Below are 18,376 nucleotides of genomic sequence, written 5' to 3'. Positions count from 1 at the left end.
CTATCTAGGTATTTTTGCTATTTTTAATAATTGAAAAAATTTAGTCGAATCGCTAAAATCTTCCACTATATTTTCAACACCCGCATGAAGTAAAATGTTGTCTAATTTATTTTCTCTGCCAAGAAAGTCAATATTGAGATTGTAAGCTGTTGCCACATCCCACACACCATCACCAACAAAAACGATTTTTTGAAATTCTCTGACTTGATAAATTGCTTTAGATTTTGAAATGGCACAATTGACAATATCGTCTCTTGCAATTCCATCATCCGATGAAGCAAGGGGAATACCCTGTATATTTAAGTTTGCTTTTTCTAGTTTCAAGATTGCAGAATCATACCAGCCACCCGTTGCGATCGCCACGCACCAGTCTTGATTTACCCGTAATTCAGCTAATATTTGTCCAGACCCAAGAATTTCACTGAATAAATTTGGATTTTCATGAAATGATTCTTGCAATAAATTAACAAAACATTTTTTAATATTTTCCAATTCTACTTGTGTTGGTAATCGACCTAACTTTTCTATGAAAATTTCTTGTGCAATTCCTGAATCTGTGATGTTGGTGTATTTAGCCCAATTGGAACTAATATTAGTAAAACCAAACTCTAATTTAAAAGCACTGAGAAAGCAATCTGAATCAATACTGTTTGAATTAATTAATGTACCATCAATATCGAAAATTACTAATTGCATAGAATAAAATTTACATATATAGCGTTTCTTAGGGATTTCCAGATAAAAAAATCTCTAAAATCTAGGGTGCGTCAGTATGAATAATTTCTGAGTATAGTTAGGTTATATGGCACTGACGCACCCTACCAAACTAATAAAATTGGGCAATCTCTCTGCGGATTCACCAGTCGTCTACGTAGAGAAACCCTCCTCCAGAACTTTTCAAGACAGAGGTACAGAGAAAACTTTGCGTCTACCCTGCGGGTTCTGCGAAGCAGTATGCACGAACTTAAAAGTTATTTGGAATACAAACATCAGGCGCACATAAACCATTAAATTGCATCGTCGTCACTTCCAAAGTACGCAAATCTACACGGCGAATTACATGATTGTTCGTATCACTAATATACAGATATGAATCCATCGCACTCAAGCCGGAAGGTTCAAAAAAGCGCGTATTTTTACCTTGACCATTTTGTAACCCAGCCGAACCATCTCCCAGGACAGTTTGACAATTACCAGTATGAGGACTAACTAATTTAATTTTGTGGTTGTATGTATCTGCTACCCACAAATAATTTTGAAAATATTCCACCCCTAAACAATGCTGTAAACGGACATTTTCACCCTGTCCATCGACATCACCAAAACCGAATAAACCACCACTACCGCAAACGGTTCTGACTTCCTGAGGTTCCAATAGTCCTACACCACGAATGGAACTGATTTCACTGTCAGCAATGTATAATTCTTGTTCATTATTAGTAATTCCACTAGGTTGGGCAAAAACTGATTCTGTCAGGTAACCATCAAAACAACCTTCTGCACCTGTACCTGCATAGGTTTTGACAAAGCCGCTTGGTAAATCCATTTGCCAAATTTGATGGGTTCCTGCCATTGCAATGTATAAACTATTTCCAACTTTTACCAAATCCCAAGGGGAGTTTAAAGCAGTCTCTAAACCAGCACCCCCATGCGGTTGAATATTGCGGCTTTGTTCACCTGTCCCTGCAATGGTTTCTACTGTTTGCTGCTGAATATCAGCCCGTCTCACAACATGATTATCTGTGTCAGCGACGTAGAGAATTTGATTTTCCATATCAAACGCCATTCCCTGGGGTGCGGAAAACTGTGCTTCCTGAAAATTACCATCAGTTAAGCCTGACTTTCCGTTACCGATTAAATGCAGAATCTCACCGTTGAAGTCACTCACAACTATGCGGTGATGTCCGGAGTCGGCGACGAATAACCCGCCTGGGGTGGCTAGAACTTTACCTGGAAAAGCTAGAGGTGTAATTAATGGTTGACGCTGTTTTTCTAGAGTGAGGCTGAGTTGTTGGAAATTAATTGCGCCTTGATGTTCCTGAATGACTTGTGTAATTAATTGGTCTAACTTATCTCGATTTCCTTCACCAGAAACGTAGCCAATTACATAACCTTTGGGGTCGATAACCATTAAAGTAGGCCAAGCACGTACAGCATACTCTTGCCATACACGAAAACCTTTGTCTACTAATACTGGGTGTTCAATATCGTAGCGCAATATAGCTTGGCGGATGTTTTCGGTTTCCTGTTCGTTGTCGAATTTGGCAGAATGGACACCAATAACTGTCAGGCTATCCTTGTATTTTTGTTCCAGATATTTCAAATCTGGCAGAACGTGGAGACAGTTTATACAACAATAAGTCCAAAAATCTAAAATTACAACTCTACCTCTAAGTTGCTTAATAGACAAAGGTTGTTCAGTATTCAACCAAGGATAATTTTGCGGTAGTTCTGGCGCTCTTACACGGGGAATCATAAATATTGTGGGAATTGTTGGATTTACAAAGATTATGGTATCCAATATGCCTATTGGTCACATTTTTGTAACAAATAAGATACAAAAAATAATTTTATTGAAAATGAAGATTTCATCTACATCAGATGATGGTAATTATTTTTTTTATTTGCTGAACATCAGGAAAATTTGCCAGCAATTAACACAATCTTTAATCTTAAATCAAGAGTTTATTCAAGCAAGTAACCGATATTTTAGAGATTGATTATCATAGAATAAATAACTTTCAGATTAAGTTGATGTTAACAACAATATCTGAACCTTAGCAAACAGGTAATTTTAACATGGTCTCCCGCAAAATCCTAGTTGTTGAGGATGAAGCAGCCCTGGCGCTAAATATTAAAAATAGTTTACAAGCATTAGGATATAATGTTCTGGAGATTACAAATTCACCTCAAGAAGCAATTAAAAAAGTAGCAGAGAAGCACCCAGATTTAGTATTATTTGATATCCGTTTATCTGGAGAAATTAACGGGATACAAGTAGCAAATATTATTCAAGATAATTTTCACATACCAGTGTTATGTATAATTGAGTATTCACAACATTTAGAATTGCACAATAAACAACTAGATGAGTCCTTTGCTTATCTGTTAAAGCCATTTGCAGAAAAAGATTTACATCTTGCAGTAGAAATGGCTTTAAAGCAGTATCAAATTTACGAAAGATTACAGGAAGAAACAGCAAAAAAAGCAGCCATTATTAATAGTATGGGCTGTGGGGTAATTGTTACCTTTACTAATGGTCAGATTCAAATGATGAATCCAATGGCGGAAAGACTTACGGGTTGGATGCAGCATGAAGCTTTTGGCAAAGATTTAGCCGAGGTGGTGAATCTAGTTGATAAGGATATGGACGAGGTAATTGATAATTTGGCTACACAGGCGATGCAGACTGGTGAGATTGTCAATTTACCCGAAAACTGTACGCTGATTTCTAAGGATGGTAAAGAGATACCAATAGGAGATAAGATTGCACCTATCCGAGATAATACGGGCAATATCACTGGGGCAGTTTTAGTTTTTCAAGATATCACTCAACGCAAACAGTCGGAGGTGCAATTACTCCGCAATGCTTTTTATGATGGACTGACGACGCTACCCAATCGAATTTTATTTTTAGACCGCCTCAAACAAGCTATTGAACGTAGCAAACGCCGCAATGATTATCGTTTTGCTGTGTTGTTTTTAGATTTAGATGGTTTTCAGGGAATTAACGATCGCTTTGGACACGGAATGGGAGATGATTTTTTAGTAGCGATCGCTCATAGATTAGAATCCTGTGTACGTAGTGGAGATACTGTAGGGCGATTTGGTGGTGATGAATTCGCCGTGTTGTTAGAAGATATTAGAGACGTTAACGACGCTATCAACGTAGCCAAACGCATCCAAGATACCTTAGGATTACCCCTAAACTTAAATGGACATCAAATATTTACCACAGCCAGTATCGGTATTACTCTCAACGCTGGTAGTTATGATGAGCCAGAAAACCTATTAAGAGATGCAGACCATGCTATGTTCCGTGCTAAACAGCAAGGTAAAGCCCGTTATGGCGTATTTAATAAAGCTAGTAATTGTTAGTTTGCTGTGAGGGTGGTAATTGGTAATTGGTAATAATTATATATATGGAAAAAACCGAAAAACAAAAAATGCTTGCAGGTGAATTATACCTAGCAGATGATCCAGAATTAGCAGCCGAGAGTAAACGAGCTAGTCGCCTGTTGCGAATGTATAACGCCACAACCGAGGAACAACCAGAACAACGCAGGCAAATTTTACAAGAATTATTTGCCCAGATAGGCGAAAAAATCACCATAGTACCGCCGCTTCATTGTGATTACGGTAGCAATATCTACGTAGGTAATGGAGTATATATGAACTATGGCTGTGTAATTTTAGATTGCAATAAGGTAGAAATCGGGGATAATGTCTTGTTCGCGCCCTACGTGCAGATTTATACTGCCTACCATCCCACAGAACCGGAAATTCGCCTATCTGGAAGAGAATTAGCTGCCCCAATTAAAATTGGTAATAACGTCTGGATTGGTGGTGGTGTAATTATTTGTCCTGGGGTAACAATTGGGGACAATACAACAATTGGGGCTGGGAGCGTAGTTGTAAAAGATATCCCTGCTAACGTTGTAGCGGTTGGGAATCCTTGTCGGATAATTCGCAATTTAACCTAAAATTTATATCCCCTAGCTAACCAATATAACCAATCGGCGATCGCTTCTTGGGTGTCATCATCCACATCAATAGCCTCTATATCCGAAAGCTTGGCGGTATATATATCATCTTCCTTACCGCCGATATAAGCAACTTCTACATACATATCCTTCAAACAATCATCCTCTGGAGCCATACCCAATACCTCAACAGGTTTCTCTTCAATAGTCGAGGTTTTGCGAGACTTCTTCTTCCACTTACCCATAAAGGGAAACTCCAAAGTATCGTCTAGATAGTAGTACCAACCCATCGCTCTTTCTTCTTTATCTTCAGCATCGACAACAATCTCTGTTTCGATGCGATTCTCTCTGTTTTCGTCGCGTTCTACACTAGCCATAAAACAAAGACCCTGCTTAATATACAGTTTGATATAGTAGCCTGTTGAGCAATATCTGTCGATAAGTTCAGGTGTCTGTAAGTATTTTCACTTTGTCACATCCCCGACTATAGCCCCGACTTCTTGAAGAAGTCGGGGATGTGGCCACTGATAATACATAACAGGAATTTAAAAAACTTCCTTGCTCTAGAAATAATTTATAACTTGTGTCAGATGAATAACTAGTGTTTTCTCGTTAACTTGAAATTGCGGTGAAAGCTTTCATTAAAATTCACTGCTAACTCAGACTGTAGATACAACCAAGGAAGTACTGCAAGTGTGAAGAATCTTGACACAAATTAATGGAGTATGATGATGGCAAATTTATTTTCTCAGGTAATCACTCATATCAAGTTTCTATTTCAAGAGTTTCAAGTAAAGCGTTTTTTTGCGATCGCCTTGGTTGGTTTTTTAGTACTAACCACCAGCCTAAACTCTAGCATTGATTCTGGACGTAGCAGCGACGCGGTAACTAGAAGGCTTGATAAAGTCGTACATCAAGATAACGCTGATAGACCCAAAACCACTGGAGAATGGAATAGAGAAGCGCGTCAAACAGAAGATGCTCCTGGTGAAAGAGCGAAAAGAATTGCCAAAGAATCTGGAGAAGCAGTAAAACAATTCGGTTCAGTTTACCCAGACACCGCTAAGAGGAGCGCTGAGGACTTACAAGATAATAACCGATAGACGAATTATCCTCTAATACAACCTCAAGGGACGCAAATATTGTGTCCTTTGATAATTTGTATATTCATTAATCATCCTGACTTCATTAGGATACAAGGGGTGAGAATTTTTGAATAATACCTAAATCATTTAAAATCTGTGGCTCTAATTCTTTAACTGCTCCAACTTCAGTATTTTGAAAAAGTACAGTAAACGCCCCAGCACCTAGTTTATCTTGGGGGAATAACCGATAACAAGGAATATTTGTTAAGTGGGACTGACACTCTTGTAAATGGTTAATTCTTACTGGTTGAAACTGGGGAAAACGTGACAGAAACCATTCACACACCTGCTCATTCTCTTCAGGGGAATAAGTACAAGTCATATAAGCAAGATAACCTTGTGGAGCAACAATTTGTGCAGAATTAGCGATGATTCTTTTTTGGCGATTTGCACTCTTGTTAATAGCAGTAGGATGAAAACATCCGGGTGCTTTCTCTCCTTTTGCTAATAGAGATTGCCCAGTACAGGGGGCATCAACTATAACTAAATTACTAGATAAAGGAATATTTTCCGCAAAAATACTAGAATCTCTATTAAATATAATAGAAGGGCTAATTTGACAACGTTTTAAATTAGAAATTAACATTCCTAAACGTTTACCAATCACTTCATTACAAATGATTAAATCTGGGTGTAAAGCTTGCCAGGCAAAAACACTTTTACCGCCGGGAGCAGCGCACATATCAAAAACTAAGCTTACTGATTGAGGAATTGTTAATAAAATAGACGCTGCAAATACAGATGAAAAATCTAAACAATAGAAATATCCTTGATGATGTAAGGTATGCTGTCCGGGTTTTTCTCCCAGGTGCAGACGGTCAACAAATTTCGGTTGCCAACTTAGCGGAGATTCTACGGAAAAAGGTGAAATATCAGGCTGATTTTGACACCACAGAATACAGGGATTAAAAGGCTGGGGAGCAACTAACGCATCGATAAATTTTTCTTGTTTATCAGGATTTTCAAACAAACGTCGTGCAAGTTTAAGCAGTAAGTTCGATGGTTTTTCCATTAGTAAAACGGTAACAGGAGAACAACGCTTAGAAGTGGCTTGGCTTCATAATACTAGGGAATGGGGAATAGAGACGGGGAAGAACTGTTGATTGCTGACTAATGACTAAATAACTCCATGCGTAAATCCGAAATGATGGGCAAATTACCCTAGCGCAGTGGAGAGGGTTATGATTTTTGACAATTTTCAGCGAAAATTGCGACGAGATGCGGAATTGTGGCGTGATGAAGGAATAATTAGTGCTTCGCAGTATCAACAAATTGCCGATCGCTATAAATTTAAGAATCTAGAGATTGCTGCACGCGATCGCTTTATGATGGTAGCGATCGCTATTGGCGGTGTCTTGTTGGTTGTGGGTGTCTTTACCTTCGCGGCCGCTAACTGGTTTTCTTGGTCACGGGAAGTCAAATTCATCTTGATGATGAGTTTATTTTTCTTTGTGAGTATCACCGGTTTTTACACCTGGAGAGAGCCGACACTTAAGAACAAAGAAGGAAAAAAGCCCCAGCAGAGTAAGCGCTTCTTAGGTGAAGCGTTATTAATTTTTGCGGCTTTTATCTTGGGTGCAAACCTCATCCTCATGGCGCAGATTTTTAATATCACTGGTTCTACTCCGGAACTATTTATCGCCTGGGGATTTGGCGTTTCCTTCATGGCTTACAGCCTATCCCTTAATTCCTTAGGAATTATGGCTATTATCCTAGTACAGATTGGCTACTGGGCTGGACTAGGAGATTTATGGTACTCTTCAGGGGAATGGGGTTGGGCGCGGCTAGCAGTCCGCCATATGCCATTGATATCATGGCTATTGTTTGTCCCCTTGGCTTACTTTTGCCGTTCGCGGTGGATTTTCTTCTTAGCAGCCATCTTCTTTGCTAGTTCCCTGCAATTCAACCTCAACCCTCTACCATTGCTGAACTTTTCTGACGTAGCTCCTTGGGTGGCATCTTTTGCATTAGCACTGCCTCCTGCCATATTCTGGAGTTATGACGATCTGTTATTTCCGACCATAAATTATCGACTATTTCAACCCCTAGCGCGTAACTTAGCCTTAATCGCTTTTGGCTTAGTCTTTTATGCCCTTTCCTTTCGTTGGCAATGGCAAGGATTGTCTTACAACTCCTTTGGGTCAACGAGTAACAGCAACTTTTCTTCTGTCTCCGTCATTGATTTGGGGATTCTCAGTGGTCTTGCAGTATTGCAATGGTTATTTCTCTTACGTCAAAGAAGTAACCCCCCCCGCCGGGAAGTTGTTTTTAACACTACTTGGATTGCCACTTTCTTGGGCTTTATCGTCGTAGTACCATTTTGGCATCAAGCCATTAATCGCATTGGCGACCTCGGCAGTTTTATTTTCAACGTGCTTTTAGCCGTGCTGTCCTGGGGATTCATTCAGGAGGGGCTGAAGTTAAGTGACCGACGCTCCTTTTGGGGCGGTATGCTATTGTTAACTTTACTAGTGATTAGTCGGATGTTAGAGTATGACACCGATTTACTATTTAGGTCAATGGTTTTCTTGATGTGTGGTTCCATCTTAATCAGTACCGGAATGTGGTTTGAAAATCGCCTCACCGGTTCTTCTAATAAGAAGTCAAGTTGATTGAATCGCCAGGAAATGAGGGAGCAAAAATTCAAGAATTTTGTAGCTTTAGCTTCCCGTAGGGTATTTTGAATTGATTACTCCCCACTCTGCGTAAGTCCTATGTCCGCTTTCCCAAAACCCCATTACTTGTAGGACTAGGCTTATGGCAAGTGAATCCTCCGAATCGGGCAAAAGTAAAACTTTGTCTCCCGAAGCAGAATTTTCTAAAAAGCTGACTTTTCGTGATTATTTGGCTGCTACTGAACAAAAAAGCAACCAACCTTTACCTTTTTGGCGGTTATTGTTGCCCTTAATTTTGCAAACAGGGCTAATCTTATCAGTACCCACTCAAGCAATGTACACCAACCTCACAGGTAGAGAGGTAATATTACAAACTTTACCTGCTGACCCTGATAATGTGTTGCGAGGCTATACCCTCAATTTGGATTACAACATATCTCGCGTTTCTAGTTTGCGGCGACTTCCTGGTTGGGATGAGTTAGTTAGAAGAAATCGGGGAAGGAGTAGACAGCTACTTGAGGGAACTAACTTATATGTAATTTTGCAAGAACAACAATCTTTTGGTCGTGGTACTCCTAGAGCTTGGCGACCTGTGCGTGTGAGCAACAATTTACCTATGTCCCTCCGAGATAATCAAGTAGCGTTGAGAGGGGTTTACCAGAATGGCTTTATTAACTATGGTGTGGAATCATACAACGTGCCAGACGAGCAACGCCAGCAGTTAAATAACGACATTTTCCGGGCTGCTCGTCAGACTAGAAATGGACAGTTGCGACCACTAGCTGTAAAAGTCAAAGTAGACCCACAGGGTAATGCTGTACCGATGAGTCTATGGGTGCGCGATCGCAATTATCGTTTTTAATCTTCGTGATGACGCACATTCCATGCTACACCGAAAGCTGCTCCGGCTCCGGCTAATAAGCCTGTACTCATGCCTTCTATTGTTTTTTGGATTGGGCTTTGAGTCAGGCACTCATTTGTAACTTTATCAGCTTGCAAGCAAAGAGTACTCTCTGCCCAACTAGTAGTTCCCCCTAAAATTACACCCGTTACACTACAAGAAGCCACGAGCAGCAAGAGGCGTTTGGTTTTCCTATCCATAGATGGATGTGTCAAAGGTTAAAGATATTAAACATTCCTCAATTACTTTACACATCCACAACGTTTCTGTCAGCTGATGGGAAAAATTTATCGAGGGTTCCATAAAATGTACTGAAGAACAGTAATTCTTTGGTTATATTGTCGAAAACTTTAGCCATTATCTATAGCACCTAACATTTGTAATATTTTGTCGGCGTTGTCTAAGTCACCAACCATGCGCCGAATCGGCAAAGGCCAAACTTTCACTAAGGTGGGAGTGGCGGAAACCTGATCAATTTCTGCCTGTTCAGGATTAGTTAAGACATCAATCACCTTCATAGTGTAAGGATATCCTAGCGATCGCTCCAATAGTTCATGCAGATTTTTCAAAATCCGTTCTGTATTCGCACTATGTCCAGCCACAAACAACCGTAAAACATAGGTTTTAAGTGGCGCTTTTTGGACTGTGATAGCTGGTGGATAATATTTGGGAGCCTGTTCAGATAAGTCTAAGTTGACGATTAAATCATGGTCTTCCCATAGTTGGGGAAATGAGGAGCGATAAGTTGATAATACCAGGCGATCGCACAAACCCTCTTGCCAAGGAGATGGTTGCCAAACCAAATCCCCCGTGCTAAAAATAGCATTCAACACAGCTTGATGTTTCAGTATTCCAGGAGAAGCTTCGGCGAATGTTTTCACCTGCTGCGTCTGAGGGTCTAACCAATGGTCAACCGTCGCTGTATAGCAAGGCACTAAAAAATGAGGCGGTTCCGGTAAGTCTAAAATTTCCTGCAAAGCAGCACACAAATGGGAATGCCATCGACCTTGCTTATGAGGGTCGATGCAATAAATTAAATCGCCTCCCGGTGTAAACAAGGCGATACCCTTGTATAACCGAGGTACAGGTAAGTTATCTGGAGTCGATTTAGTCACAAGCTCCCAAAACTGAACGGTAATTAGGTTAGGACTTACACAAGTGTTATGGATTTTTCATTAAGGGTATCAATAGTCAATAGTCCAAAGTCAATAGACCAATGACTAATAGCCACTTGTGTTTGAGTGTACCAGTTGCGTAAGTCTTAACCCTCTACCTTTTACCGTATCTAAACTCGTCCTCGAAGGAACTGAGCCATTTCGTTAGGAGTTGGTGACATTTCCAGCGCAGTTTCTTCAGTGATGCGGCCTTCTTGATAGAGATTGAGCAAAGATTGATTCATCGTCACCATCCCGTCAAAACTAGCTTGCTTCATCAGTTCGCTAATTTCATCATATTTACCATCCTTAATCCATTCCTTGATTGCTTCAGTATTAATCAAAATATCGTGGAAAGCTGCCCGCTTACCATCAGTTGTGCGACACAACCCTTGAGCAATCACCGCTACCAAAGACTCTGCTATGGCTATTCGCATAGCATCCTGTTCTTCACCTGAATATAAATTAAGAATCCGTTCAATAGTTTTCACTGCACTATTGGTGTGTAGGGTTCCCATTACCAAGTGACCAGTTTGAGCCGCTTTCAGTGCTGTATTGACGGTTTCTTTATCCCGCATTTCCCCCACCAGAATCAAGTCTGGGTCTTCCCGCAAAGCCGCTTTTAAAGCATTATCAAATTTACGGGTGTGCATTCCCACTTCCCGTTGCTTAATCAAAGACTTACGGCTTTGGTGAACGAATTCTACAGGGTCTTCAATAGTAATGATGTGCTTAGGCATTTCTCGATTGATGTAATCAATCATTGCCGCCATTGTTGTAGATTTACCAGAACCAGTAGGGCCTGTCACCAAAATTAAACCTTTGTGAGTGTGACAAACATCCCGAAATACTGGTGGTAATCTCAACTGGTCAATAGAGAGTATCTTCAATGGAATCAACCGCAAAACCATCGAATAGCCTTTGAGAGAATCAAAGACATTAATCCGTACACGGGCAAATTCGTACTGAGTTGCACCATCAAATTCCAAATGCTCTTGGAAGCGTTGAATTTCTGGCTCAGTCATGATTTCCCGTAACCAACTCATAAAAGTTGCTTTATCGGTTTCGGGATAGTCAGTTGGGTTAATTTCACCTCGGTTGCGGTAGCGGGGAACTTCACCGACACCCAAGTGAATATCAGAATAGCCATTATCAAAAGCTTCTCTAATAATCTGTGCCAAAGTTAAAGGCGAATCATTAGATGGGTTTGAAACCGATGGCGGTGTCCCAGGACGATGAGCCGCACTAGGTGGTGGAGGTGGTGAAGGTTGGTTTGCACTCCTATTAACTGATGACATATCCAAGGTTTGTGTATGCTGCCTTTGGGTAATTAACGATGGTGGCGGTGGTAATGGTGGCGGTGGTACAGGCTGTATATTACGTGAAGCAACGGGATGGGAAGTTGATGGGGACTGGGATTCCGTCATATATCTTTATGATTTTGTAGTTATCAACTAGAAACAGCAAAAAACTCTCGTCAAGGTTCTCATAGCGTTGGCAAGCGGCATTACAGATACCTTATTGCTAAAAACCTTTAAGTAACACTTCATTACAAAGCCCTTTCTACTTTGTATTTTTTATAACCATCAAATAAAAACAGAAATTCTACGCTACATCTATATAAACTGGTTTAACCTAAGCGTTTCAATAACAACATCAGCGAATACGCTTACAAGTATTAGTATTTTTTAGTACAGATAAAATTATATAAATAGTTTAATCAGGGTAAATGAGAAAGCTACGACTGAGTTAGCCATAACTTACTAGCAATTCACAGCAAAATCATCTGTAGATAATTTGTCTAGCGCCACAAGAGAATTATGAGAGACAAATCGATTTTGCATAAGAAATGTTAAGCAAAATCTAAGTCAAGGGTTTGTAGTGGACTTTTTCAGGCATGGCTTTTGTGTTCTACTCCTCAAGACAGATACTGAAAGCTAGATTAATCATGAAATGTAAATCCGGCTTTACATTCATCATTGAAAAAAATTAATTGTAAAGTTTAATAAATAAATGCTCATTTTCTCAGATGGGTTTTATATACTGAAACTTCATTAAAGTAATCAGTTTATTTCATCAAATCGAAATATTACTGAATACCAAACTCACTGTGTATTTAGGAGGAAAAGTCATGGTTTCGGCTCAGAGCTCTAATCTCGGAAAGACCTACTCCTTGTTGGCTATCAAAAGCTTTTTGATATGGACTTTTACGCTGGCAGTGTGCTTGTTGGTTGTGGGTTTTCCATTGGTAGTTTTGATGGCTACGGTCGGATGTCTGTTGTCAATTGTGTTGCAATCTGTAATGCCTGTCAGTGCGGTTTTATTCGTAGCAGGTAGCTTAATTATGTTTAATGTGATGGCAGTTTTGATAGCTGCTGGTGTGCTGACCTTTAAAGGTGTACATCCCACAGAAATCAAATGGTTAAGCTGGTTGCACGGAGAAGAAGAACAAATGGAAAGCACAGTCTATGCTTCCTGCCCTCTTACTTGTGACATCAAAATTTAAATTTCTCACCACAAATTCGACAAACAGTACATCTGCCCGGTCAAGCCGGGTTTTTTCATGTCTATATTTGGGATTGGAGACAACAGACGCGATAAATCGCGTCTCTAACAAAAAACAATTGTACAGACGCGATGAATCGCGTCTCCAAATAATGACTAACGCCTTCAACAGACTTGCACCTTTTATTCAAGAATATATTTATCATCATCAGTGGACTGAATTAAGACCTGTTCAAACGGCAGCTTGTGAGGTGGTATTTGACACCGATGCTCATCTATTAATTGCCGCCGCCACAGCTGCGGGGAAAACAGAAGCGGCTTTTTTACCAGTTTTAACTCTGTTGTACAACAATCCCGCCAGCACCATAGGCGCACTATATATAGGCCCTATCAAAGCTTTAATTAATGACCAATTTGCACGCCTCAATGATTTACTAAGATTAGCAGATATCCCGGTTTACCATTGGCACGGTGATGTGGCGCAAAGTCGCAAGAATAAGCTTCTACAAAATCCCCAAGGGATTCTCCAAATTACACCAGAATCTCTAGAAAGTTTATTAGTCAATAAACATAAAGAAATATTACGTTTATTTGGCGATTTAAGATTTGTAGTTATTGATGAAATCCACGCCTTTATGGGTTCGGAACGTGGTTGTCAGATTATTTGTCAATTACAGCGTTTGGCAAACTTAACCAAAACCCAACCCCGCCGCATTGGTTTATCAGCAACTTTGGGTGATTATTCAATGGCGGAAGAGTGGCTGCGTTTGGGAACTGATAAACAAGTAATTACGCCAAAGGTGGAAGCTGGAAAACGCCAAATTAAATTAGCCTTAGAACACTTTTATATTGCGAATGATGTAGATGAATCAGAAGCCACAGCCTACGAAAAATATATTTTTAATCTGAGTCAATCTCGCAAATGTTTAATTTTCGCAAACAATCGTACACAAACTGAATCAATAATTGCTTCTTTGCGACAAATTGCCAACCAACAAGCACAGCCGGATATATATCATGTACATCATGGGAGTATATCTGCTAGCTTACGACAAGTGGCAGAAAATGCTATGCGCGAACCCCATAACCCGGCGGTGACTGCGGCGACTCTGACTTTAGAGTTAGGTATAGATATAGGTCATTTAGAACGAGTTATTCAATTAGAATCACCCCTTTCTGTAGCGAGTTTTTTACAACGTTTGGGGCGTGCGGGTAGAAGGGGTGAGGCTGCTGATATGCGCTTTATTTGTGCTGAGGATGAAATTTCAGCAGAAGAACCTTTACCAGAGCAAATTCCTTGGCAACTGTTACAGTGTATAGCGATTATTCAACTTTATTTAGAAGAACGTTGGATTGAACCGATTAAGCCAATTAAATATCCTTTGAGTTTGTTATATCACCAAACAATGAGTATTTTAGTTGCAGTGGGGGAAATTTCCCCTGCTGATTTAGCTAAACAGGTTTTGAGTTTGCCCCCATTTGCGGCGATTTCTCAGGAAGATTTTAAGTTACTGTTGCGTTATTTAATTGATATTGGTCATATTCAACATACTGAACAGAATAAATTAATTCTGGGTTTAGCTGGTGAAAGAATAGTTGGTAAGTTCCAGTTTTATGCTGTGTTTGCAGATAACAAAGAATATACTGTTAAACAAGGTACAAAGGAAATTGGTAGTATCGCTACACCGCCAGTTGTTGGTAAACAGTTTGCCTTAGCAGGGGTAACATGGGAAGTTACAGAAATTGATTTCAAAAAAAGAGTAGTGATAGTTAAGCAAGTGGCAGGTAAAGCTACAAGTTATTGGCGCGGTGGTAGTGGGACGATTCATACTAAGGTTTTGCAAAAGATGCGCCTTATTTTATTGGAAGATAAGGAATATAGCTATTTGCAAAAAAATGCTCTCCAACGTTTACGAAAAGTTCGTGAATTGGTAAAAGAAGTTGGCTTGGATAAGCAGTATATTTTGCAGTTAGAAAAAGGTAGATGTTGTATCTTTCCTTGGATGGGTACTGTGGCTTACCGCACTTTGGAAAGGTTACTGAATAATTTTTGTCGAGAGTCTTTGGAAATTAGTAGTATTGGTGGGGTAAATCCCTATTATTTGACAATTAAGTTAGGTAAGGGGAAATTTAAAAATCTTCAGCCAGAGATTGTCTCTTTGTGTGAACAAAGAATTATGAGCGAAGATTTGATAAGTTCGGCGGAAGCGCCAGAGATGCAGAAATATGATGAGTTTATTCCTCATCCACTGTTACGAAAAGCTTTTGCTTATGACTATTTGGATATGGATGAAATGAGAAAGGTAATTGGTAATTGGTAATGTGTGGGGTTACTAGTTACCCGACTTCTTCAAGAAGTCGGATAACTGAGCGAAAATGCTTGCTATGAACTTATAAATTAGGGACAGAATAATGTGTCGCGGGTTTCTCTTCCCGTAGTGGGATTGGTGCCTTTGGCAACTTTACATAATTTTTTCTGCTCATCTGGGCGTAAGAGTACATCGGTGAAGTCTGCACCGTCAATGATGGCTCCATCAAATTTGGTGCTGGCGGCGAAGGCTCCTTCTAATACTGCATTTGTTAAGTTGGCTTTGATGAGACGAGCTGAGTCTAAGGTGGCGTTTGTCAGGTTTGTTCCTTCTAAATTAGCTGACTCTAAATTGGCGGCGAAGAAGCTAACACCAGTTAAATTAGATTTACTAAAGTTACTCTGACGCAAGTTAGCTTTGGTGAAACTAGAGTCTGTTAAATCTCGTCCTGAAAAATCTGCTTCCACTAAAATTTCTTTGTTGTACTCCAGTGCAAAAGCTGGGGGTGTGCAACCGACAATTGTGATTATGCCGAATAGTCCCCAAAGTAATAAGCTAAGTATGCTGAGGCTGAGTTGTTGAAATTTTTTCTGGTCTAGACCGAGTAGAGTTTTGGTTAAGTCGGCTAGGTAATGCAATATACGATCGCTTAATTTACTTAATTTCGATTTCATGATACTTTTACCCAATGGCGAACCCTCCTTCATCACATTATCCTGATCTTGGGCGCATTGAGATAAGCTAGGGGATTTTCTGGATTAAATTCTAAGCCATTAAAGAATTTTTCTACCCCCCGTGATGTACTGGCGGGAATCGCTGACTCTTGACCTATGAACTTAGCAGCTTCTCGCCACAAATCTTCACGATTGACGGCATCAATTAGGGGTTTGGTATCAAAATCGGGGGAACGATAACCCCAGCGCATATCTTCAATGAGAAACCATAAATCATGACTCTTGAAAGGATAGGAAGCATTTTCCCGCCAGTATTTGATGGCATGGGGGCTATTTTCCACTATCCGCCCATTACCATAATCAAATTTACCTAAGAGGCGATCGCGGATCAAGTCACTTTTCACGCCAATCCATTGCCGTTGTGACACTATTTGGAATAGTTCCTCTTTATTTTCTGGCTTATCACACCAGATTTGCGCCTCTAAAAATGCCGCCAGCATCGCTTTTGCCGCCTTGGGATATTTATCCACCCACTCAGCACGTACAGTAAAGGCTTTCTCTGGGTGATTAGGCCACAACTCACCAGTTGTCACAGTTGAGTAACCAAGCCCTTGTTTAATCAATCGGTGATGCCAAGGGTCAACTACACAGAAGGCTTCCATGCTGCCACTACGCATACTCGCAACCATCTGTGGAGGTGCAATCACAATTACTGATAAATCACGGTCTGGATCTATTCCACCATAAGCCAACCACCAACGCATAAAAAAATCACCCGTTACCCGACGATAAGGTACTGCACAACGCACAGTTTCTCCAGCTTTCGTTTTTTGGGCAAAGGCTGATTTTAAGGGAGAACTATCTATACTCAGGTTTAAATTTTTGTAGCTATTAGCAACTGATATCCCTTGTCCGTTCACATTCATTCTGGCCAAGATATACATGGGGATTTTTCGCCCATAGCTAATTTCCCCGGTAGCCATGAGGTACACCATCGGAAACAGCAAATGCCCACCATCTAACCCCTCATCGGCTGCACCTAACATGAGTTTGTCGCGCATGACTGCCCAGGAAGGTTGTTTGACAACATTAATATCGGGCATTCCATGTTTAGCAAAAAAGCCTTTGGCTTTGGCAATAATTAAAGGACAGCAGCTAGTAACAGGTAAAAATCCCAGTGTGGCTGTGGTTACTTCTGGAGTATCACTATAGCCAGCATAAACGCCGGAATGTAACTGAGTTTTGGCAATAGTGGCATGAGTCAGTGCAGCTGCACCCGCAGTTGTGATAAATTGTCGCCTGTTCAACTTTGGCATATTAACTCTGAGAGAATTTAAAGGACAATGTTTCAACGCAAAGGTACGCAGAGTTTTGCTAAAGTTAGTTCGCTAGGAATGAAGTGTCTAGACTTGTAAGCGTTTAGCTTGTTCTTGACCTTGTAAAAACTGCATTAGTTGTTGGCGTAGGTGATGATATTGGGGACTATCTCGAATTTCTAGAGAACGGGGATGTTCAAAGGGGATATCTAATATTTGACCGATGGTTGCGGCTGGGCCATTTTTCAACATTACTACTTGATCTGAGAGTAATAATGCTTCATCTACATCATGAGTCACCATGATGGTTGTGATGTGGTAAATGTCACATATACGCATTAACTCTACTTGCAAAGAACCACGGGTGAGGGCATCTAATGCGCCAAATGGTTCATCGAGTAAAAGTAACTTAGGTTGCACAGCCAAAGCACGGGCTAAGGCCACGCGCTGTTTCATCCCTCCCGATAGTTGCGCTGGCTTTTTCTGGGCTGCGTCTTTTAAACCAACCATCTCTAGGTGAGAGGCGATAATCTCACGACGTTCATTTTTAGATTTCCGAGGCATGGCTTTATCGACAAACAAAGCCACATTTTCCCAAGCAGTGAGCCAGGGTAATAGGGAATAATTCTGAAATACTACCATGCGATCGCGGAATGGTCTTTTTACTAATTGACCATCGACTCGTACCTGACCTTGAGTTGGTTGTTCTAAACCCGCCACGATATTTAAAAGCGTAGATTTACCACACCCAGAATGCCCAATCAGAGATACAAAATTTCCCTGCTGAATTTCTAAGTTGATATCTTTGAGAACAATATTCTTACTACCATCCTGAACAAATTCCTTTTTTATCTCCCTGATTTCTACGAAATTAGACATAATACTTACTTTTAATGACTGGAAAAAGTTCTGACTAATAACCCAAGGTGCTATTTATATAGATATAGTTTCTCGATTTGGTAGTTGCTAATAAGTAATCGGTAATCGGGAATAAACTCTTAACTATTACCCATCACCAGTAGATGGATTTAAAGTTAATAGAGTAAGATTACAT

At 40.3% G+C, this 18,376-nt stretch carries 17 protein-coding genes; 7 read left to right on the top strand and 10 right to left on the bottom strand.

Going from position 1 to position 18,376, the window contains the following annotated elements; translation table 11 throughout:
- Positions 1–696, bottom strand: a complete 696-nt coding sequence (locus tag GSQ19_RS24270) for an HAD family hydrolase (RefSeq protein ID WP_011320378.1) — start codon at positions 694–696, stop codon at positions 1–3.
- 268 nt (positions 697–964) lie between these two features.
- On the bottom strand, positions 965–2,476 hold the full coding sequence (locus GSQ19_RS24265; protein ID WP_011320377.1) for a thioredoxin-like domain-containing protein: 1,512 nt from the start codon (positions 2,474–2,476) through the stop codon (positions 965–967).
- Positions 2,477–2,799: 323 nt separating this feature from the next.
- On the opposite strand from GSQ19_RS24265, the gene GSQ19_RS24260 reads away from it, so the two are divergent.
- Entirely contained in the window at positions 2,800–4,098 is a 1,299-nt protein-coding gene (locus GSQ19_RS24260) for a GGDEF domain-containing response regulator (RefSeq protein ID WP_011320376.1), read from the top strand.
- 44 nt (positions 4,099–4,142) lie between these two features.
- Positions 4,143–4,703 carry a sugar O-acetyltransferase gene (locus GSQ19_RS24255; protein ID WP_011320375.1) on the top strand — a complete coding sequence of 187 codons (561 nt, stop codon included), beginning with the start codon at positions 4,143–4,145 and terminating at the stop codon, positions 4,701–4,703.
- On the opposite strand, the gene GSQ19_RS24250 is transcribed toward GSQ19_RS24255, so the two are convergent.
- Entirely contained in the window at positions 4,700–5,080 is a 381-nt protein-coding gene (locus GSQ19_RS24250) for a calcium-binding protein (protein WP_011320374.1), read from the bottom strand. The genes GSQ19_RS24255 and GSQ19_RS24250 overlap by 4 nt on opposite strands.
- Positions 5,081–5,434: 354 nt before the next feature.
- On the opposite strand from GSQ19_RS24250, the gene GSQ19_RS24245 reads away from it, so the two are divergent.
- Positions 5,435–5,806, top strand: a complete 372-nt coding sequence (locus GSQ19_RS24245; protein WP_041456308.1) for a hypothetical protein — start codon at positions 5,435–5,437, stop codon at positions 5,804–5,806.
- Positions 5,807–5,891: 85 nt separating this feature from the next.
- Here GSQ19_RS24245 and GSQ19_RS24240 read toward each other — a convergent pair whose 3' ends face one another.
- Positions 5,892–6,860 carry an RsmB/NOP family class I SAM-dependent RNA methyltransferase gene (locus tag GSQ19_RS24240; protein ID WP_011320372.1) on the bottom strand — a complete coding sequence of 323 codons (969 nt, stop codon included), beginning with the start codon at positions 6,858–6,860 and terminating at the stop codon, positions 5,892–5,894.
- A 169-nt stretch (positions 6,861–7,029) separates the two neighbouring features.
- Between GSQ19_RS24240 and GSQ19_RS24235 the strand changes: the two genes are divergently transcribed.
- Together GSQ19_RS24235 and GSQ19_RS24230 are read left to right on the top strand one after the other, a co-directional pair.
- Positions 7,030–8,460: a DUF2157 domain-containing protein gene (locus GSQ19_RS24235; protein ID WP_011320371.1), complete on the top strand. Its 1,431-nt coding sequence runs from the start codon at positions 7,030–7,032 to the stop codon at positions 8,458–8,460.
- Between the two features lie 145 nt (positions 8,461–8,605).
- Positions 8,606–9,325 (top strand): GDYXXLXY domain-containing protein, encoded by a 720-nt coding sequence (locus GSQ19_RS24230; RefSeq protein ID WP_011320370.1) that lies wholly within the window; start codon positions 8,606–8,608, stop codon positions 9,323–9,325.
- Here the strand turns inward: GSQ19_RS24230 and GSQ19_RS24225 are convergent.
- From GSQ19_RS24225 to GSQ19_RS24215, 3 genes are all read right to left on the bottom strand, one after another.
- On the bottom strand, positions 9,322–9,564 hold the full coding sequence (locus GSQ19_RS24225) for a hypothetical protein (RefSeq protein ID WP_011320369.1): 243 nt from the start codon (positions 9,562–9,564) through the stop codon (positions 9,322–9,324). The genes GSQ19_RS24230 and GSQ19_RS24225 overlap by 4 nt on opposite strands.
- 150 nt (positions 9,565–9,714) lie before the next feature.
- The gene (locus tag GSQ19_RS24220; RefSeq protein ID WP_011320368.1) at positions 9,715–10,479 is read right to left on the bottom strand and encodes a circadian clock KaiB family protein; all 765 of its coding nucleotides are present in this window, start codon (positions 10,477–10,479) and stop codon (positions 9,715–9,717) included.
- A 170-nt stretch (positions 10,480–10,649) separates the two neighbouring features.
- The gene (locus GSQ19_RS24215) at positions 10,650–11,945 is read right to left on the bottom strand and encodes a type IV pilus twitching motility protein PilT (protein WP_011320367.1); all 1,296 of its coding nucleotides are present in this window, start codon (positions 11,943–11,945) and stop codon (positions 10,650–10,652) included.
- Between the two features lie 704 nt (positions 11,946–12,649).
- Here GSQ19_RS24215 and GSQ19_RS24210 point away from each other — a divergent pair.
- Both GSQ19_RS24210 and GSQ19_RS24205 read left to right on the top strand, forming a co-directional pair.
- Positions 12,650–13,024 (top strand): hypothetical protein, encoded by a 375-nt coding sequence (locus tag GSQ19_RS24210; protein ID WP_011320366.1) that lies wholly within the window; start codon positions 12,650–12,652, stop codon positions 13,022–13,024.
- 151 nt (positions 13,025–13,175) lie between these two features.
- Entirely contained in the window at positions 13,176–15,344 is a 2,169-nt protein-coding gene (locus tag GSQ19_RS24205; protein WP_011320365.1) for a DEAD/DEAH box helicase, read from the top strand.
- Between the two features lie 77 nt (positions 15,345–15,421).
- Here GSQ19_RS24205 and GSQ19_RS24200 read toward each other — a convergent pair whose 3' ends face one another.
- From GSQ19_RS24200 to GSQ19_RS24190, 3 genes are all read right to left on the bottom strand, one after another.
- Positions 15,422–16,006, bottom strand: a complete 585-nt coding sequence (locus GSQ19_RS24200) for a pentapeptide repeat-containing protein (RefSeq protein WP_011320364.1) — start codon at positions 16,004–16,006, stop codon at positions 15,422–15,424.
- A 32-nt stretch (positions 16,007–16,038) separates the two neighbouring features.
- Complete coding sequence (locus GSQ19_RS24195; RefSeq protein ID WP_011320363.1) at positions 16,039–17,322, bottom strand: CmpA/NrtA family ABC transporter substrate-binding protein; 1,284 nt, start codon at positions 17,320–17,322, stop codon at positions 16,039–16,041.
- Positions 17,323–17,409: 87 nt separating this feature from the next.
- Positions 17,410–18,201, bottom strand: a complete 792-nt coding sequence (locus tag GSQ19_RS24190) for an ABC transporter ATP-binding protein (protein ID WP_011320362.1) — start codon at positions 18,199–18,201, stop codon at positions 17,410–17,412.
- Positions 18,202–18,376 lie beyond the last annotated feature (175 nt).

The sequence above is a fragment of the Trichormus variabilis 0441 genome (assembly GCF_009856605.1).
GTDB lineage: Bacteria > Cyanobacteriota > Cyanobacteriia > Cyanobacteriales > Nostocaceae > Trichormus > Trichormus variabilis.
This window is presented reverse-complemented; position numbering and strand designations above follow the sequence as displayed.